The organism is Asinibacterium sp. OR53 (genome assembly GCF_000515315.1).
In the GTDB taxonomy this organism is placed as follows: Bacteria; Bacteroidota; Bacteroidia; order Chitinophagales; family Chitinophagaceae; genus Sediminibacterium.
This window is the reverse complement of sequence record NZ_KI911562.1, coordinates 1,159,944-1,174,302: the sequence shown is the minus strand read 5'-3', so window position 1 is coordinate 1,174,302 and position 14,359 is coordinate 1,159,944. Positions and strand designations below refer to the sequence as shown.

General features: G+C 45.7%; 18 protein-coding genes. 8 read left to right on the top strand and 10 right to left on the bottom strand.

Annotated elements, in window-relative coordinates; translation table 11 throughout:
- Window positions 1-64 precede the first annotated feature (64 nt).
- From SEDOR53_RS0105250 to SEDOR53_RS0105240, 3 genes are all read right to left on the bottom strand, one after another.
- Complete coding sequence (locus tag SEDOR53_RS0105250) at window positions 65-2,686, bottom strand: TonB-dependent receptor (protein ID WP_026768779.1); 2,622 nt, start codon at window positions 2,684-2,686, stop codon at window positions 65-67.
- Between the two features lie 116 nt (window positions 2,687-2,802).
- Window positions 2,803-3,513, bottom strand: a complete 711-nt coding sequence (locus SEDOR53_RS0105245) for a LytTR family DNA-binding domain-containing protein (protein WP_037360606.1) — start codon at window positions 3,511-3,513, stop codon at window positions 2,803-2,805.
- Window positions 3,513-4,556: a sensor histidine kinase gene (locus tag SEDOR53_RS0105240; RefSeq protein ID WP_026768777.1), complete on the bottom strand. Its 1,044-nt coding sequence runs from the start codon at window positions 4,554-4,556 to the stop codon at window positions 3,513-3,515. Before SEDOR53_RS0105240 ends, SEDOR53_RS0105245 begins: the two co-directional genes overlap by 1 nt.
- Before the next feature lie 196 nt (window positions 4,557-4,752).
- Between SEDOR53_RS0105240 and SEDOR53_RS0105235 the strand changes: the two genes are divergently transcribed.
- The 3 genes from SEDOR53_RS0105235 to hisC all read left to right on the top strand — a co-directional run bounded on the left by SEDOR53_RS0105235 (window position 4,753) and on the right by hisC (window position 6,758).
- On the top strand, window positions 4,753-5,082 hold the full coding sequence (locus SEDOR53_RS0105235) for a helix-turn-helix transcriptional regulator (RefSeq protein ID WP_026768776.1): 330 nt from the start codon (window positions 4,753-4,755) through the stop codon (window positions 5,080-5,082).
- The gene (locus SEDOR53_RS0105230) at window positions 5,075-5,572 is read left to right on the top strand and encodes an SRPBCC domain-containing protein (RefSeq protein ID WP_026768775.1); all 498 of its coding nucleotides are present in this window, start codon (window positions 5,075-5,077) and stop codon (window positions 5,570-5,572) included. Before SEDOR53_RS0105235 ends, SEDOR53_RS0105230 begins: the two co-directional genes overlap by 8 nt.
- Window positions 5,573-5,636: 64 nt before the next feature.
- Window positions 5,637-6,758, top strand: coding sequence for a histidinol-phosphate transaminase (gene hisC, locus SEDOR53_RS0105225; RefSeq protein WP_037360603.1), 1,122 nt, complete (start codon window positions 5,637-5,639; stop codon window positions 6,756-6,758).
- 160 nt (window positions 6,759-6,918) lie between these two features.
- Here the strand turns inward: hisC and SEDOR53_RS0105215 are convergent, their stop codons facing one another.
- Genes SEDOR53_RS0105215 through SEDOR53_RS0105205 form a run of 3 tightly spaced genes read right to left on the bottom strand, consistent with a single transcriptional unit; the run spans window position 6,919 to window position 8,258 of the window.
- Window positions 6,919-7,332 (bottom strand): putative toxin-antitoxin system toxin component, PIN family, encoded by a 414-nt coding sequence (locus SEDOR53_RS0105215; RefSeq protein ID WP_026768773.1) that lies wholly within the window; start codon window positions 7,330-7,332, stop codon window positions 6,919-6,921.
- Window positions 7,313-7,537 (bottom strand): hypothetical protein, encoded by a 225-nt coding sequence (locus tag SEDOR53_RS0105210; RefSeq protein WP_026768772.1) that lies wholly within the window; start codon window positions 7,535-7,537, stop codon window positions 7,313-7,315. The genes SEDOR53_RS0105215 and SEDOR53_RS0105210 overlap by 20 nt, the downstream gene beginning before the upstream one ends.
- 37 nt (window positions 7,538-7,574) lie before the next feature.
- A complete protein-coding gene (locus tag SEDOR53_RS0105205) occupies window positions 7,575-8,258 on the bottom strand; it encodes a GNAT family N-acetyltransferase (protein WP_026768771.1) in 684 nt (227 codons plus the stop codon).
- 65 nt (window positions 8,259-8,323) lie between these two features.
- Here SEDOR53_RS0105205 and SEDOR53_RS0105200 point away from each other — a divergent pair, with 65 nt between their 5' ends.
- From SEDOR53_RS0105200 to SEDOR53_RS0105190, 3 genes are all read left to right on the top strand, one after another.
- On the top strand, window positions 8,324-8,767 hold the full coding sequence (locus SEDOR53_RS0105200) for a hypothetical protein (protein ID WP_026768770.1): 444 nt from the start codon (window positions 8,324-8,326) through the stop codon (window positions 8,765-8,767).
- Entirely contained in the window at window positions 8,754-9,251 is a 498-nt protein-coding gene (locus SEDOR53_RS0105195; RefSeq protein WP_026768769.1) for a hypothetical protein, read from the top strand. The genes SEDOR53_RS0105200 and SEDOR53_RS0105195 overlap by 14 nt, the downstream gene beginning before the upstream one ends.
- 94 nt (window positions 9,252-9,345) lie before the next feature.
- Window positions 9,346-9,720, top strand: a complete 375-nt coding sequence (locus SEDOR53_RS0105190; RefSeq protein WP_026768768.1) for a DoxX family protein — start codon at window positions 9,346-9,348, stop codon at window positions 9,718-9,720.
- Here SEDOR53_RS0105190 and SEDOR53_RS0105185 read toward each other — a convergent pair.
- Window positions 9,717-10,697 (bottom strand): GlxA family transcriptional regulator, encoded by a 981-nt coding sequence (locus SEDOR53_RS0105185; RefSeq protein ID WP_026768767.1) that lies wholly within the window; start codon window positions 10,695-10,697, stop codon window positions 9,717-9,719. The two genes, SEDOR53_RS0105190 and SEDOR53_RS0105185, sit on opposite strands and share 4 nt — an antisense overlap.
- 126 nt (window positions 10,698-10,823) lie before the next feature.
- Here SEDOR53_RS0105185 and SEDOR53_RS0105180 point away from each other — a divergent pair, with 126 nt between their 5' ends.
- Together SEDOR53_RS0105180 and SEDOR53_RS0105175 are read left to right on the top strand one after the other, a co-directional pair.
- On the top strand, window positions 10,824-11,264 hold the full coding sequence (locus tag SEDOR53_RS0105180) for a VOC family protein (RefSeq protein ID WP_026768766.1): 441 nt from the start codon (window positions 10,824-10,826) through the stop codon (window positions 11,262-11,264).
- Window positions 11,264-11,473, top strand: coding sequence for a hypothetical protein (locus tag SEDOR53_RS0105175; RefSeq protein WP_037360599.1), 210 nt, complete (start codon window positions 11,264-11,266; stop codon window positions 11,471-11,473). The genes SEDOR53_RS0105180 and SEDOR53_RS0105175 overlap by 1 nt, the downstream gene beginning before the upstream one ends.
- Here SEDOR53_RS0105175 and SEDOR53_RS17190 read toward each other — a convergent pair.
- The 3 genes from SEDOR53_RS17190 to SEDOR53_RS17185 are packed head-to-tail and all read right to left on the bottom strand — an operon-like array spanning window position 11,436 to window position 14,358.
- Window positions 11,436-12,026, bottom strand: a complete 591-nt coding sequence (locus SEDOR53_RS17190; protein ID WP_026768764.1) for a c-type cytochrome — start codon at window positions 12,024-12,026, stop codon at window positions 11,436-11,438. The two genes, SEDOR53_RS0105175 and SEDOR53_RS17190, sit on opposite strands and share 38 nt — an antisense overlap.
- Before the next feature lie 11 nt (window positions 12,027-12,037).
- The gene (locus SEDOR53_RS0105165; RefSeq protein ID WP_026768763.1) at window positions 12,038-12,679 is read right to left on the bottom strand and encodes an SCO family protein; all 642 of its coding nucleotides are present in this window, start codon (window positions 12,677-12,679) and stop codon (window positions 12,038-12,040) included.
- Window positions 12,676-14,358, bottom strand: coding sequence for a cbb3-type cytochrome c oxidase subunit I (locus SEDOR53_RS17185; RefSeq protein ID WP_037327595.1), 1,683 nt, complete (start codon window positions 14,356-14,358; stop codon window positions 12,676-12,678). Before SEDOR53_RS17185 ends, SEDOR53_RS0105165 begins: the two co-directional genes overlap by 4 nt.
- Between the last annotated feature and the right edge of the window lies 1 nt (window position 14,359).

Genomic DNA, 14,359 nt, shown 5'->3' with positions numbered 1-14,359 from the left:
CAATAATTAATGCAGGACCGGTTATTTACATAACCAGCCCTGCATTTGCTAAAGATACGTTTAGTTATTGCATGTTCACTCCTTCCATGCCCCCGCCCTGGTTCTTGGTATTCTGGCGTTTGAAGAGCGACAGATCCATCTTGCCAAAACGGTAAGTGAAATTCAATCTCACCATCTGCGGGTTGTTCAATCGATAATAATCCTGTGAGAAATAAGCGCTCTCTGAATGTTGGTCTGATTTACGCGTGCGGAAAATATCATTCACAGACAAAGTAACCGTAGCTGCATTGTTCTTGAGAAAACTCTTCTTCACCGCAAGATCCATGCCCCAGAAAGGTCTTACATATCCTTGTGAAGCCGATTGTGCCTGTTGCATGGGCGGACCAAAACCACCAGGACCATTGTTCACCGGCAGGTTGGTTTTGGATTGGTAATCGGCCGTAAGCTGTATGCTCACATTTGAAGGCAGTTTGAATGTACTGTTCAGTTTACCAAACCAGCTCCACAAAGCATCCTGGCTGCTACCTATATTAGTGGTGTTGATCTTTGAATTGTACAGGTTCACATTGGTGGTAAGGTCCCAGAATTTGGTTACGCTGTTCACGGAAGTAAGTTCCGCTCCCGCAGAATAAGCCGAGTTCGCATTGATGAATGTATTGATCAGGTCTTGCTTACCGGTAAGCGGGTTCGTAGATTTATCAAGATAACGCGTAATCAGGTGATCGGTGTATTTGTAATATACCGAAAACAGGAGACTGTTGTTGCCCTTGAAAGTTTTGCCGTAAGACATTTCACCCGAGTAGGTGAACTCCGGTGCAAGCGCCGGGTTACCCCTGGTAATGTTCAGGCTGTCTGTATAATCTACATAAGGTATGAGCTGGAAAAAATTCGGCCGGTTGATGCGCCTGGTAATGCTCAACTGCAACTCTTGCTGCTTCTTCAGTTTCTGGCTCAGGAACAATGAAGGGAACAGGCTGATGGGATACTTGTTGCTGAACTGCTCGCCTGTATTGGTAAGCTCACCGGTATAATCGGAGCGCTCTGCACGCAAACCCACCTGGTAACCGAAATTCTTGATCTTGCTGGTTACCGAAACATACGCTGCATATACATTGTTGTCGTTCTGGTAATTGTTGGTGGCAGAACCCAACTTAACCATATCAGGCGAACCCGGTCTTTGCAAAAAGGTTTCGTTGTTATTGACCAGGTGATTCAATTGCGCGCGCAACCCGGTCTCCAATTTTGTTTTATCATTGAAGGGCTTCACATAATCGGTCTGTATGGTCATGAACCGGTTGTTTCCATCACTCACTACCTGCTGCAATTGTGTGCCCGCTACGTTATTGCCCTGGTAATACTGTGTAGTATACAAGGAATTACCTTCGTTCTTACCTGAGAAATAGTTCATGTCGGCAGTAAGTTCTTCACCAGCTTTCGGAAAATTATGTTTGATGCCGAACTGCAAACCGCTGGCATTGAACTCACGGTCGCCCGTGGTGGTGCGCCGGCTCAATCCACTCAGTTTGCCACCGGTCAATAAAGTATCTGTTTGAATGTCGATGGTTTCTCCTGGTTTGAACTTACCATGTACTTTGATGCCTGCCAGTGAAATGGTAGTACGGTTGGTAACAAAATAATCCACACCTAATCTGCCAAAAAGAAAACCGCCTTTGGTTCTGTTATCGTTCTGCTGCAATACGTGTGTGAGCGTATCGCCGTAGTTGAGACGATTGGTAGTACCGCTGGTATGATTGCGCATCTGGTTGGTCATGGTAGCCAGCGAGATGTTGAATTTGTTTTGGCGAAGGCTGAGGTTACCGCCTCCGTTAAAACCACCGCGACTGTCCACCCCTGCCATCAGGTTTCCATTATAACCCGTTCTTTTATTTTTCTTGAGCACGATGTTGAGGATGCCTGCAGTACCGCCTGATGCATCGTATTTGGCAGAAGGGTTGGTGATCACTTCCACACTTTCAATGGCATCGGCCGGAATCTGGTCGAGCGAAAGTGTAGTGGGTCGGCCATCTACATAGATCTGCGGAGCGGCATTGCGCAGCTTTACATTTCCGTCGATGTCTACCTGTAAGGAAGGTACGTTGCGCATTACATCCACAGCCGTTCCGCCGCTGCTCACCAGGTTCTTCTCTACGTTGAATACCTTTTTATCAATATCCATTCTCAGCAAAGGCTTGGCAGTAGTGGTAACCGTTACGGTCTGCAATTGTGTTACATCTGTGGCAAGTTTGATATTGCCCAGGTCTTTGTCGAATGCATTGAGCGCTGCGCTCAATCCCGCCATGGCGTTGCCGCCCGATTGGCCCTGGCCCGCTGCGCCTCCGCCTGCCGGCATTTTCATCTGAAAACTGAGCATTTGCTTATAAGGCTTATAACCGGTGGCGGCAACTTTCAATTGCAGGGGCATAAAAATTGACAGCTCCTCGAAACTGAACTCACCATTGGACTTCGTGATGAAAGCCTTTACAGGCACGTCTTTCTTCTTTTTGGAAACGCTGTCATAAGCATTCCTGGTAATCACAACCGACACATCGCTGATGCCTTTGCCGGTACTGTCTACCACTTTACCATATACATGCCCGATATTGGCATTCATAGGGCCTTTCGTTTGGGCGCCGGCCATAAACGCCATGCAGAGCGCTAATAAAGATGTGTACAGGTACTTTTTCATATCATTATCATTTGCTTGCACAAAAATATCTTGTGGTAAGGGGCGGCATCCCGTAAATGAGATGAGTGGTTAAAATATTGCGACGAAACGGCTCAATGCCATACCAACGGACATGCTCAAAGTGCTTTTCCGGTCAGCGCCGCCAGCGCATCCCGGTAAGCATCGCCAACGGGCAGCTCCCGGGTTCCAATGAACACAGCATGTTTGCGCACCGATGTAATATAACGGGTGGAGACCAGGTAGGACTTATGGATACGAAGAAAGAGCGGCGGGGGCAACTGCTCTTCAACAGATTTCATGCTTACCCTCGCTATCAGCGGTTTGGCAGTACTTTGCAGGTGGATGGCCACATAATCTTTCAATCCTTCTACCCATATCACATCTGCATACGCAACTTTTACCAGGCTGTAATCGGCTTTGATAAAGAAAAAATCGGGGGCGGCTGCCTGTTGTACCGGCACTGCATATTTCAACTGGTGCCATTCCTGTGCCTTGTTACAGGCCTTGATGAAGCGGTCGAGTGGAACGGGTTTCACGAGGTAATCGATCACATCGAGGTTAAAACCTTCCAACGCGTATTTGTCATACGCAGTAATGAGAATGAACATGGGTTTCCTGGTGAGGCTCTGGATGAGTTGCAACCCTGTGAGGCCGGGCATCTGGATGTCTACAAACACCAGGTCGATCTCTTCTGTCTGCAACAGTTGCAGTGCTTTGATGGGATCGTCGCAGGCTGCCACCAATTGCAGGAAAGGCACTTTGCCAATATTATCTACCAGCAGTTCCAGCGCCAGCGGCTCATCGTCTATGGCTATGCATTTTAACATCAGGAAAGTTGTATTTGCAGGGTAATGGTAAACAGGTGATCGTGGTTGGAAATATTGAGTTGATAGGCATCATTGTACAACAACTGTAGTCTTCTTTTCACGTTGGCGAGGCCGATGCCTGAAGTTTTGTCTTTCTCTTCAACAGTCATTCCATTGTAGCGATTCTCTACGGAAAAGTTCAGCAGGTTCTTTTCTGCCTGCAGGTTGATGTTGATCATCGGGTCTTCAAGCAGCGTGGTGCCGTGCTTGAAAGCGTTCTCCACAAAGGGTATCAGCAGCATGGGTTCAATCTGGTAATGCTCATTATCGGCATGCAGGTTTACCTCAACCCTTACTTTATTGCCAAAGCGCTGCCGCTGCAGGTCGATATAACTTTCCAGGTATTCTATTTCTTTATCGAGTGATACTTTTTCTTCATCGGCCTCATACAACATATAACGCATGAGGGAGGATAGTTTGATCAGCGAGGGCTCGAGCAGGTCAGATTTTTTGCGGGCCAACGCTACCATATTGTTCAGTACGTTGAACATGAAATGCGGACTCACCTGCGAGCGCAGCAAAGCCAGTTCTGTTTTCAGGTTCTCGTTTTCTTTTTCAGACAGGCGCCTGTCTTCTCCAATTTTATCACTCACCATACGATAAGTGGTGCTAGCAGAGAAAATGAGCAGGTAAATGAAGAAATTGATCAGCAGGTGCGGTCCCACGCTGAAAGCCTTGGCGCTAACCAGCAAGCGGAACAGCGAAGCACTGGTGAACATCAATAAGAACAATAACAGCAACTGGGCAAATGCAAACCACCAGTAACGTTTCCTGTAAATAAAACGCGGCACCAGCCAGAAAGCATTGAAATAAAAAGCCGATACCCAAATGGCATTCATGATAAGACCAAAAAGGAAAAAAGTCCCGGATTCGTCTGTCGGTTTTTTAGGCCCTTCATTTTTATAAGAAGAGCGCAACAGGTAGGGTAAAGAAAACAGGAATAGCCAGGTAATCACGTGTAGAGAGAACACCGCCCATTTTTGCTGGTACCATGGCTTTTTCATGGTGGCAAAGTAGACATTTATTGCACACCCGGCAGGTAGTCCGGGCCTTTCTGCGACGAAACACGCCTTTTCTGCTACCAATGGTACCAACGGTTTCCGCAATATTGTACCAGGGGGTAAAATATTTCTGAGAAAACACTTGCAACTTTATGGTTGCGTATTTATATTTGCAACCATAAAGTTGCATATTATGGTTATGATAGCCCGTCGCGATGTCTTCCAGGCCATCGCCGACCCTACCCGCAGAACGATCTTAAGCCTCCTGTTGGCACAGGCCATGACACCCAATGCACTGGCCGAACATTTTAACAGCAGCCGGCAGGCTGTGTCGAAACATGTGAGCGTGCTGGCCGATTGTGGCCTGGTACGTCAGGAGCAATCAGGCCGCGAAATTTATTATCACTTAAATACACAGAAAATGAAAGAGATCGATGCATGGCTCGAGCCTTTCCGCAAACTGTGGGAAGGGCGCTTTGATCAATTAGACACTTTACTTGATAAACTTAAAAACAATAACAATGATTAACACACTTGAAACCAAGATCACGAGAGATCCTTCGGGTAAAAAACTGATTGTGACGAGGGAGTTTAATGCTCCGATCGAAAAAGTATGGAGGGCGTGGACGGAAAGCAGCTTGCTCGATGAATGGTGGGCGCCCAGGCCTTACAAAACCGAAACCAAATCTATGGACTTCAAAGCAGGCGGACGTTGGCTCTATGTGATGGTGAGTCCGCAAGGCGAACAACACTTTTGCAAAGTGAGTTTCAAAAGCATCGAGCCTCAAAAAAGTTTCACTGCGATAGACAGTTTTTGTGATGAGAACGGAAACGACAGCGGCATCGCGCCTTCCATGCATTGGTACACACGCTTCCAGACTGCAGGCGATGGCACGCTGGTAACGGTGGAAGTGAGTTTTGACAGTGCAGCCGACCTGGAAAAGATTGTGGAGATGGGCTTCCAGCAAGGATTCACCATGGCGCATGGCAATCTCGACGAATTGCTGACGAAATATTAAATGCATTTTTAACAGCCCTGGCCCCATGCAAACGCTTAATTTTAATAGCATAAAACCAATCCTTATGCTATCCAACAGAAGAAATTGGCTGAAGCAAATGGGCCTGGGCGCTTTAAGCATCAGTGTCTCCCGGTTGAACGGTTTCGCTTCTGCACCACCGGCATACATACCTCGATATAACCTTGCCGATGGCCAGTCCGTACGGCTCAGTTCAAATGAAAATCCCTACGGCCCCTCACCCATGGCACGAGCGGCCATGAGCGAATACATTACTGCCAGCAACCGCTATAGCTGGCAATTGGGTCCGGATCTCATTACGGCATTAGCGCAAAAAAACAACCTTACTGCCGATCACATAATATTAGGAGCAGGTTCTACCCAGGTACTTGATCTTGCTTCAAGATTGGCAGCGTTGAACAAAGGTAGTTTTGTGATGTCGTTTCCCACTTATCCTTACTGGTCGGCAACACTGGAGAACCTGGGAATGAAAAAGATCAGTGTTCCGTTAACAGCTGATAAAAAGAACGACTTGTCAGCCATATTGAAAGCCATTCAACCAGATACGCAACTCGTTTATCTATGCAATCCCAACAACCCTACAGGAACCATTTGTAATCATGAGGAACTGGTGCACTTTGTAGAGGAAGCATCCAAAAAAGCATGGGTATTAGTAGATGAAGCCTATATCGATTTTACCAGTGAACGTTCTTTATCTTCTCTCGTTAATGAAAACAAGAAGCTGGTAATTGCAAGAACTTTTTCCAAAATATACGGACTGGCCGGCGCCAGGATAGGATACGCCATGGCCCATCCTGCTACTATTGAGCAGCTCAGCCGTATGCAATCATGGCCCAATGGCGATATCAGCGTGGTATCTACCGCCGCTGCTATCGCTTCATTAAAAGATGAAAAATTTGTGAAAGAAACCCATGCTTTGAACCAACACGCAAGAAGGTATACCATTGAACAAATGGAGCGTCTGAACATCCCTTGTATCCCTTCACATACCAACTTTATTTATTTCTCGCTGGCAAATCATCAACCCGATTTCTTTGAGCAATTAAAACAAAATAATATCCTGGGAACCGGCATCTATGAAGAGCAGGGAAAATGGTCGCGCATTACTGTGGGCACTTTACCGGAAATGCAGAAACTGATCAGCGCTATTGATACAGCACATGCTTAAACCGCCTGGCCAATAAAGCAGTTGCTTTTGCAGGATCTATATCTGCAATAGAAGCAGGAAACGGAGGCGAAGCCAATGCAATTTTCATATTATTAAATACGATAAATTTTTCGAACCATCATTACCCGTAAGATATTATTGACAACTCTACAATACCTATTTATTTCTTGGTTAGATAGTCAGCAATTGTAACAATCTTTGTTTTCCCAAATACTTTGATATCCAACAGGTCTTTGTCTCCTGTAATCAAATGAGTAGCTTTTCCATCCTTAGCGAGGGAAAGCAGAAAATTGTCTTTGGGATCACGGCAAATTGCAACATCACTAACAACATGCACAAACAATACTTCTGTATGTATTCTGAACAACAGTTCTTCCAGGTCAGATAAAGTAAAATATTTTTTGAATTTAGGCCGTTGAGCAACCTCAATAAACTCATTCAGCAGCGTTTGACTGAATAGAATAATGATAGATTTATTAGCGATTAATTTATCGAGTTTGGAAAAATTACTAGTTAGCAAAAAGCTTATCCACAGATTGGTATCGAGAATAATTTTATCTCTTTTGCTTGGCATATTGCTTGGCTCTAACCGATTCTACTTCTTTCGTAATATCTTCCAGTGATGGAACGGTTTTATGTGCTTTTTTGCGTATCTTTTTTACAATAGCTAAAAAACCATCGTCTGACATTTCCTTGATCGAAATCAATTTCATATCAGCAAGATCTTGTAAAAGTTTGCCTGCTTTCGGGTTCAATATGTCCACTTGCACTGTGCTCATAGTTCAAATTTAATGTATTTTATCCGTTCATCTTACGCTATTGTCTGCAAAATTTGGTAAAATCAATGCTCCTTCTGCGACTGAACCCTAAGTATTGATACAGGCGGATGGCTCTTTCATTGCTTTGGGCTACATGCAAGAAAGGAATGATGCCTTGTTCCAGGTTTTTATTAGATACAAATGCTACCAGTTGCTTTGCAAAACCGCGGCCGGCAAAATCGGGATGTGTAACAACAGCACTGATTTCTGTAAATCCATCCATCCGCATCCGTTCACCGGTAACTGCAACCAGGCGGCCTTCGATCCGGATACCAAAATAATCTCCCATCAGGCGGGTGTTATGTTTATAGTAACCTGGTTGCACTAAGTTGATCAGTTCGTACACCTCATCTTCATTGGCTTCGCCTAAAGGTATTATGGTTTCAGTAATAGACGTAGGGATAAGGGCACTACAAACCATTTGTTCGCACACCAATCTTGTCAGTAATGAGTAATGCGCAGGTAGCTGCGGCAGATCACCGATAATAAAAAAAGACTCTCCCGGTTGTATGAGTTGATCAAACTGATCTTGCACACTTTCATTTCCAGCCTGATACGCTGCAAAGGCAACCACATCTGGCCGATATCTTTTCACGACTGTATTGCCTATCGCAAATGTTGCATGCGTTTCTGTAAGCGCATACCAGGCAGGGTTATCTAGCTTATGGTATTCCTTGCTCATCTATTCAGATAACAAGTTAGCACATTTTCAAAATTGCATGAATCCCTTATTAACTTTACCATTGTATGTCCGGCGTTTATCATTGGTTCACCAGGTTATCGGTCAGGCACAAAACTTTACTGTTACTGGCCATAGGCTTGCTGTTGGCCGGGTTGATCAATTATTATCTTTTTCAACCCCAGATACTGTTCTTCGAACCATTCCATCCTGTTCGAAGGTCATTGAACGATCATTCGTTTTTACAGCTTTTTTTAATCGGCTATTTTTCCGATGCTGCATGGTGCAGTGCACTGATGCTGGTAACCGTTGTACTTTCCGAACACAGGTTATTGTATTTCAGGAATAAATTGCTTATCTTACTATTGCCATTCGCCATAGAAGCAGCACAGGGGTTCGGATTACTCAAAGGAACATTTGACTGGTACGACCTCCTCACTTACGGATCAGTGGAATGCGCATCCATTATCCTTTTCCCAAGTCTAATATTCCCCCTGTATGAAAAGAAATAAAGCAGACCTGCTGTCGTTTACCATTGTATTGACCTTCCTGTTGATGGCGGTTGCAAGTGCGCCCCCTCGCCAAACTTATCATTCCAAGCCCCAGCCCTGCACCAAACACCAACCCATTAATTACAGTCCCGTGTTGGTAAAAGTAAATATCAGCGGCAGTTATAACATGAAGGATTTGACTGAAGTGCAGCGCGTACGACCCACCCTTATACTGGACGACCTCAACATTGCAAATTATTCCAAGTATAAACTGGCCGATGGCGTTACACCCAACCTCAACCTGTACATTACACTCAACAATGATAACTACGGTCACTATGGTGCTTCCGTAACCGCTTATGTGTACGATGGTGATTTTAACTTTACCATCAATACCGATTATGTGACACTGGAAAAACTCTATTCCGATATTGCCTATAAGATAAATGGCTATGTTACCGGAGGTTGGTGTAAGAATTGCCCTAGCCCTTGTGTAGTCAACTGATCATCAGAGCCTTGAATAATCCATCAAAATAATACTACCGTCATCACCTGGGCTTCATGAATAAAATCGGTATATTCATTCCTAAACCATCGCTATGAAAAAAGTAAAAATCGCTTACTGGATTGTAACCGGCATCCTGTGCCTGATGATGACTTTCAGCGGCATAGTGAATGCCATGAGTACACCTGAATCAATTACATTATTCAAACACCTCGGCTATCCCAACTACCTCATTCCCTTCCTGGGTATTGCCAAATTGCTGGCAGTAGTTGCCATCTTGTTTCCAGGCTTTCCGCGACTCAAAGAGTGGGCTTATGCCGGCTTGATCATTGACCTTACCGGAGCGCTTTACTCATCGATTTCCGTAGGTGATCCCGCATCGCAATGGAGCTTCATATTGATCGGCCACCTGTTGGTATTCGCGTCTTATATTTTATATCACAAGAAGAAAGCGGTACCTGCCAGTTAAACGGCGATCATTTCTTTATTGTACCGGTTGCGATAAGCCACCGGCGAAAGGCCTGTTACCTTACGGAAAATGGTCCTGAAAGCCTTGGTATCGGAATAGCCTACTTCGTACATGACTTCGTTGATGTTTTTGCGGCTGAGCTCAAAATCTTTCTTGGCCGCTTCTACTTTCACACGCTGGATGTATTCGGCAACCGTATTGCAGGTGGCTTTCTTGAACCGTCGTTCAAAACTGCGGCGGCCTAATAAAAGCATGCCAGCCAATTGGTCTACCGTTATTTTTTCCTGGAAATTGGCCTCAATGAACTCCTGCGCTTTTTTGATGGGCTCGTCTTCGTGTTCTTTCTGACCTCTGAACACTGTAAAAGGCGATTGTGTATTCTGGTATATCTCTATGAGGAAATATTTGGAAGCCATCACCGCCATCTGTCTGCTGGCATATTTTTCTGTCAGATAGATCAACAGGTTCCAGTAAGATTTGGCGCCGCCGCTGGAGTAGATGCCATTTTCGTCGGTCACAATTTTATCATCCACCAGGTTCACCTGCGGAAACATATTCCTGAACTCGTTGGCGTACATCCAATGCGTGGAGCATTTTTTCCCATCCAGCAAACCGGTGGCAGCCAGCAGGAAAGCGCCTATACAGAGACTGGCTACTTCGGCACCTCCACGGTGTTGCTGCACAATCCAGGGTATGAAATCCTTGTTGATCTCAATGGCGTTTTTCATATCACCACTCAGCGCCGGGATAATGACAAGGTCTGTCTTTTTCACTTCATCCAACAAGGCATCGGTGTTTACTGTAAAAGAACCATCATGCAGGGGAACCTTGCGGTCGAGACCCACCAATTGTATCTTGTACATAGACGGTTGCCGGGCCGACAGGAGAAAATCATTCAAAGATTGAAACAGGTGCCTGGGGTCGTCGACACTGCCAAGTACAGCTCCGCGAGGTACGATAATGGATATATGCTTCATCTCATAAAGATACAAAAATGGATGTCGCAATCAACCCCGTAGATTGCCGTATTACCACCACTTTTCCCCGGAGAAAGCCCTTTAGCTTTGTGAAACAATCAATCCTTAAAACAAAAATCATTGGCCATGCAACACATGAATCCCTACATCAACTTCAACGGCAATACCGAAGAAGCCTTCAATTTTTATAAATCTGTTTTTGGCGGCGAATTCGCCTTCGTGCAGCGTTTCAAAGACGTGAAAGACCAGCCCGGCTGCTCCAACGTTCCGGAGCAGGACATGAACAAGATCATGCACATCGCACTGCCCATCGGTAAAACCGGTATGCTCATGGCAACAGATGTGCTTACTTCAATGGGCCAGCCGGAGGTTTCAGGCAATCATATTTCTATTGCGTTGAGTCCGGATAGCAAAGCAGAAGCCGATAAGGTTTTCAGCGGTCTTTCTGCAGGCGGACAGGTGATCGTACCTATGAGCGATATGTTCTGGGGCGCTTATTTTGGCATGTTTATAGACAAGTTCGGTATCCAATGGATGCTCAACTTCGATCCTAAAGTCAATGGATAATGGTGGAAGTCTTTAAAACGAATGTTGTGAAGCAGGAGCAGGCCAGTCAATTGCTGGGCTTGCTCCTGCAACGTTTTCCTTCAAGCAAGATCAATTTCGACCTGGAGGATTGCGATAAGATACTGCGCCTGGAGGGGCCCGATTTCATCGTTGATGATGTGATGCGCCTGGTCAGGAAGGAAGGTTTTGCCTGCTCGGTGTTGGATTAAGCTCATCTGATACAATATTTACGGTACCGGCTTTCATTTTACGGGCATAGGAGCGAATCTGTACTGCATACACCAACGCCCTCACCAACACCAGCACAGCACCGATGTAAATGATGAAGAAAGTACTATCCTGCGAAGAAGGGGGCGTATAAGCTGCTCTTTTACGTCCGGGTTTGGCAAACGGCGCCTTGGCTTCCCCTTCCGACTTAGCGCTTTCCAATTTGATATAAGCAACAACATGCTTGATATCTTCTTCACTCAGATCGGGATGATCGGGCATGGTTACTTTATTGAACTTTTCAAATAAGGCCGTTGCGTCTTTATCTCCTTTACGGATCATCCCCTGTGAAGAGTGTACGAAGCCAATGATCCACTCGATCGGGTGACGCTGTTCTACTCCCCCGAGAGCAGGGCCAACCACTACCTTATTCACTGCATGGCAGGCGCCACAGCGTGTATTGAAGATCGTTTTACCATGATCGGTGTCACCGGCTTGTGCTTGTTGCAGCCATCCGGCAAGACAGCACCATAAAAAGAAAGTTAGTCTTTTCACTTTTAGAACTTTTAATCTTGAACATTCAATTTTCTTATATCCGCAATCAGCTGTTGTATTGCTGCATCATCTGTTCCGGTATAATATCCCCGGATCCTTTTCTGCTGATCAATGAGTACCAGCTTTTCTGTATGAATAAAATCTGTTGGCCCGCCATCGCCATCTGTTGCCACCACCATGAAACTGTTACGGGCCAGTTTATAGATATCTTTTTTACGCCCTGTTAGCAATTGCCAGTTACGGGTATCCAGACCGAAGCGGACAGCGTACTGTTTCAACGCTGTCGCGCTGTCGCGTTCCGGATCAACTGTAAAAGAGCAAAACAATAACCGGTTACTGGAGCGATATTGTTCCTGTATTTTTTTTAAACTGGCGGTTAGTTTGGGGCAAATAGCCGGACAATGCGTGAAGAAAAAATCCACTACCACAACTTTGTCTTTCCACTCACCGGCCGACACCATATCTCCTTCCTGGTTCATCATCCTGAAGTCTGCAATAGTGTGCTGCCATTGCCTGCCTGCGCTGTCTGTTACCGGTCCCAGTACCGGCAAAGCCTGAACCCTGTTCTCATACCAATCCATTCCCACCCAGGCGATTGCCGGTATTACAAAGACCAATATCACAAAAAACCATATCGTCTTTTTGGTTCTCATTTGTTGTCACTTGCAAGCGGTGTGGGGTTATCGATATTGAATCGGGGAGCGCCCGGTCCGCTGTTCTTATTAACATTGATCAAAGCAGGCGTATAAGCCAGTACCAATATGATGATCATGGCAATGATCCAGGGTTTGAACTGGTCGAACAAAGGCACTCTTTTTTCATCATGATAAGCTTCGCTTACCGGAATTTCCAGCGAGCCTGCTGCTTTTCTCTTCCGCAGAATGGTTCCGAAGAAAGCTATAATAAACAACATACCAGCAGTGAACATTACAATGCCTCCCAGCATGGCCAGTGTGGTCGTAGGAACCCAGTCGCTGCGGAACAATTCGCTCTTAGGGTTGAGATAACTGATGCCCAGGTTGGTCCTTCTTGGTTCTCCACGCAGGCCACCCCAGCTCATCCCGAAAGAGAAGATCAGCATACCCATCATCCATAAGTAGGGAACGATGGTAACGATCTTACGCATGAATACCGGTTTTCCACTCATACCTGAATAGAGATACAGGCTCATACCCACAATAGCAAGGAATACCGGTCCGGCTACCGTCATGTGAAAATGCCCGGGTAACCATGCTGTATTGTGTACTACCGTATTCAGGGAATAAGAAGCGTTGATGATACCGGTAACGCCACCGAAAATAAAAAGGATGAGTCCGCATATAAAATAAGAGAACAGGAAATTGTTTTCATCGAACCAGGGTAGTTTTTTCATCCATCCGAACAATCCTTTCGCGCCTCTTTGTCTTCCTGCATATTCCAGTGATGCCGCTAATGTAAAAGCGGTGATGAAACTGGGGATGGTTACCCCATAGGTAAGCATTCCCTGGAAAAATTTAACTCCTTGTGTGATGGAAGGATCACTGTATTGGTGATGCACACCTACCGGAACAGAGAAGAGCAGGAACAGGAACAGCGCCATTCTGCCGGCCAGATCAGAGTAGAGCTTTCCGCCCGCCACTTTAGGCAAAATGGTATAGAACATGATATAAGCCGGTAACAACCAGAAATACACCAGTGCGTGGCCAAAGAACCAGAACAGGGTCCTGGCGAGGGCCACATTTACAGTGGTTGTCCAGCCCAGCGACCAGGGTACCAGTAATACCAATACCTCATATGCCACTGCCAGGGTGCACACAAACCAAATGGTGAAATTTATCAATGTACCGATAACAGCCAACGGCGTCTTGGTTTCGGCATGAACTTTCTTCCATTGCGTGTACATCACGGCCCAGTTAAAAAAGGGTACCCACGACCCCACAATGAGCAATGCCGTTCCGATATAAAACAAAGGATGCGCTTTCAATGGCGGGTAAAAAGTATATAATACCGATGCTTTTCCGGCCAGCATGGCCCATGATGCCATCAACGTTCCGCCCAGCATCAGTGCAAAGCTGAACCACATTAATTTTTTATTAGGCTCCTGTTTGAGGTAATAGGTCATGGTGGCGTGACCGAACGCCACTGCAAAAAAAGTAGTAAGCACAATGGCGTTGATCACACCATGCAGGGTCAGACCCTGGTAATAACTCAGTTTGGCAAAAGAAGTGTCCTGCAAAACACCAGCACGGTAAATGGTTTGCATCAATCCGTGGTAGATACCAATGATCAGCAGCGCAACGGGGATGGACAATTCCAGGAAAATGATTCGTTTAAAAGTCTTTGATACTTGCATG

Excerpts from the sequence above, each read along its gene's own strand:
- SEDOR53_RS0105190 (WP_026768768.1), top strand. The coding sequence starts at position 9,346 with ATGAAAAAAGTAAAAATCGCTTACTGGATTGTAACCGGCATCCTGTGC.
- SEDOR53_RS0105235 (WP_026768776.1), top strand. The coding sequence starts at position 4,753 with ATGATAGCCCGTCGCGATGTCTTCCAGGCCATCGCCGACCCTACCCGC.
- SEDOR53_RS0105240 (WP_026768777.1), bottom strand. The coding sequence starts at position 4,556 with ATGAAAAAGCCATGGTACCAGCAAAAATGGGCGGTGTTCTCTCTACAC.
- SEDOR53_RS17185 (WP_037327595.1), bottom strand. The coding sequence starts at position 14,358 with ATGCAAGTATCAAAGACTTTTAAACGAATCATTTTCCTGGAATTGTCC.
- SEDOR53_RS0105165 (WP_026768763.1), bottom strand. The coding sequence starts at position 12,679 with ATGAGAACCAAAAAGACGATATGGTTTTTTGTGATATTGGTCTTTGTA.
- SEDOR53_RS0105245 (WP_037360606.1), bottom strand. The coding sequence starts at position 3,513 with ATGTTAAAATGCATAGCCATAGACGATGAGCCGCTGGCGCTGGAACTG.
- SEDOR53_RS0105250 (WP_026768779.1), bottom strand. The coding sequence starts at position 2,686 with ATGAAAAAGTACCTGTACACATCTTTATTAGCGCTCTGCATGGCGTTT.
- SEDOR53_RS0105185 (WP_026768767.1), bottom strand. The coding sequence starts at position 10,697 with ATGAAGCATATATCCATTATCGTACCTCGCGGAGCTGTACTTGGCAGT.
- SEDOR53_RS0105175 (WP_037360599.1), top strand. The coding sequence starts at position 11,264 with ATGGTGGAAGTCTTTAAAACGAATGTTGTGAAGCAGGAGCAGGCCAGT.
- SEDOR53_RS0105210 (WP_026768772.1), bottom strand. The coding sequence starts at position 7,537 with ATGAGCACAGTGCAAGTGGACATATTGAACCCGAAAGCAGGCAAACTT.
- SEDOR53_RS0105195 (WP_026768769.1), top strand. The coding sequence starts at position 8,754 with ATGAAAAGAAATAAAGCAGACCTGCTGTCGTTTACCATTGTATTGACC.
- SEDOR53_RS0105200 (WP_026768770.1), top strand. The coding sequence starts at position 8,324 with ATGTCCGGCGTTTATCATTGGTTCACCAGGTTATCGGTCAGGCACAAA.
- SEDOR53_RS0105180 (WP_026768766.1), top strand. The coding sequence starts at position 10,824 with ATGCAACACATGAATCCCTACATCAACTTCAACGGCAATACCGAAGAA.
- SEDOR53_RS0105215 (WP_026768773.1), bottom strand. The coding sequence starts at position 7,332 with ATGCCAAGCAAAAGAGATAAAATTATTCTCGATACCAATCTGTGGATA.
- SEDOR53_RS0105230 (WP_026768775.1), top strand. The coding sequence starts at position 5,075 with ATGATTAACACACTTGAAACCAAGATCACGAGAGATCCTTCGGGTAAA.
- hisC (WP_037360603.1), top strand. The coding sequence starts at position 5,637 with ATGCTATCCAACAGAAGAAATTGGCTGAAGCAAATGGGCCTGGGCGCT.
- SEDOR53_RS0105205 (WP_026768771.1), bottom strand. The coding sequence starts at position 8,258 with ATGAGCAAGGAATACCATAAGCTAGATAACCCTGCCTGGTATGCGCTT.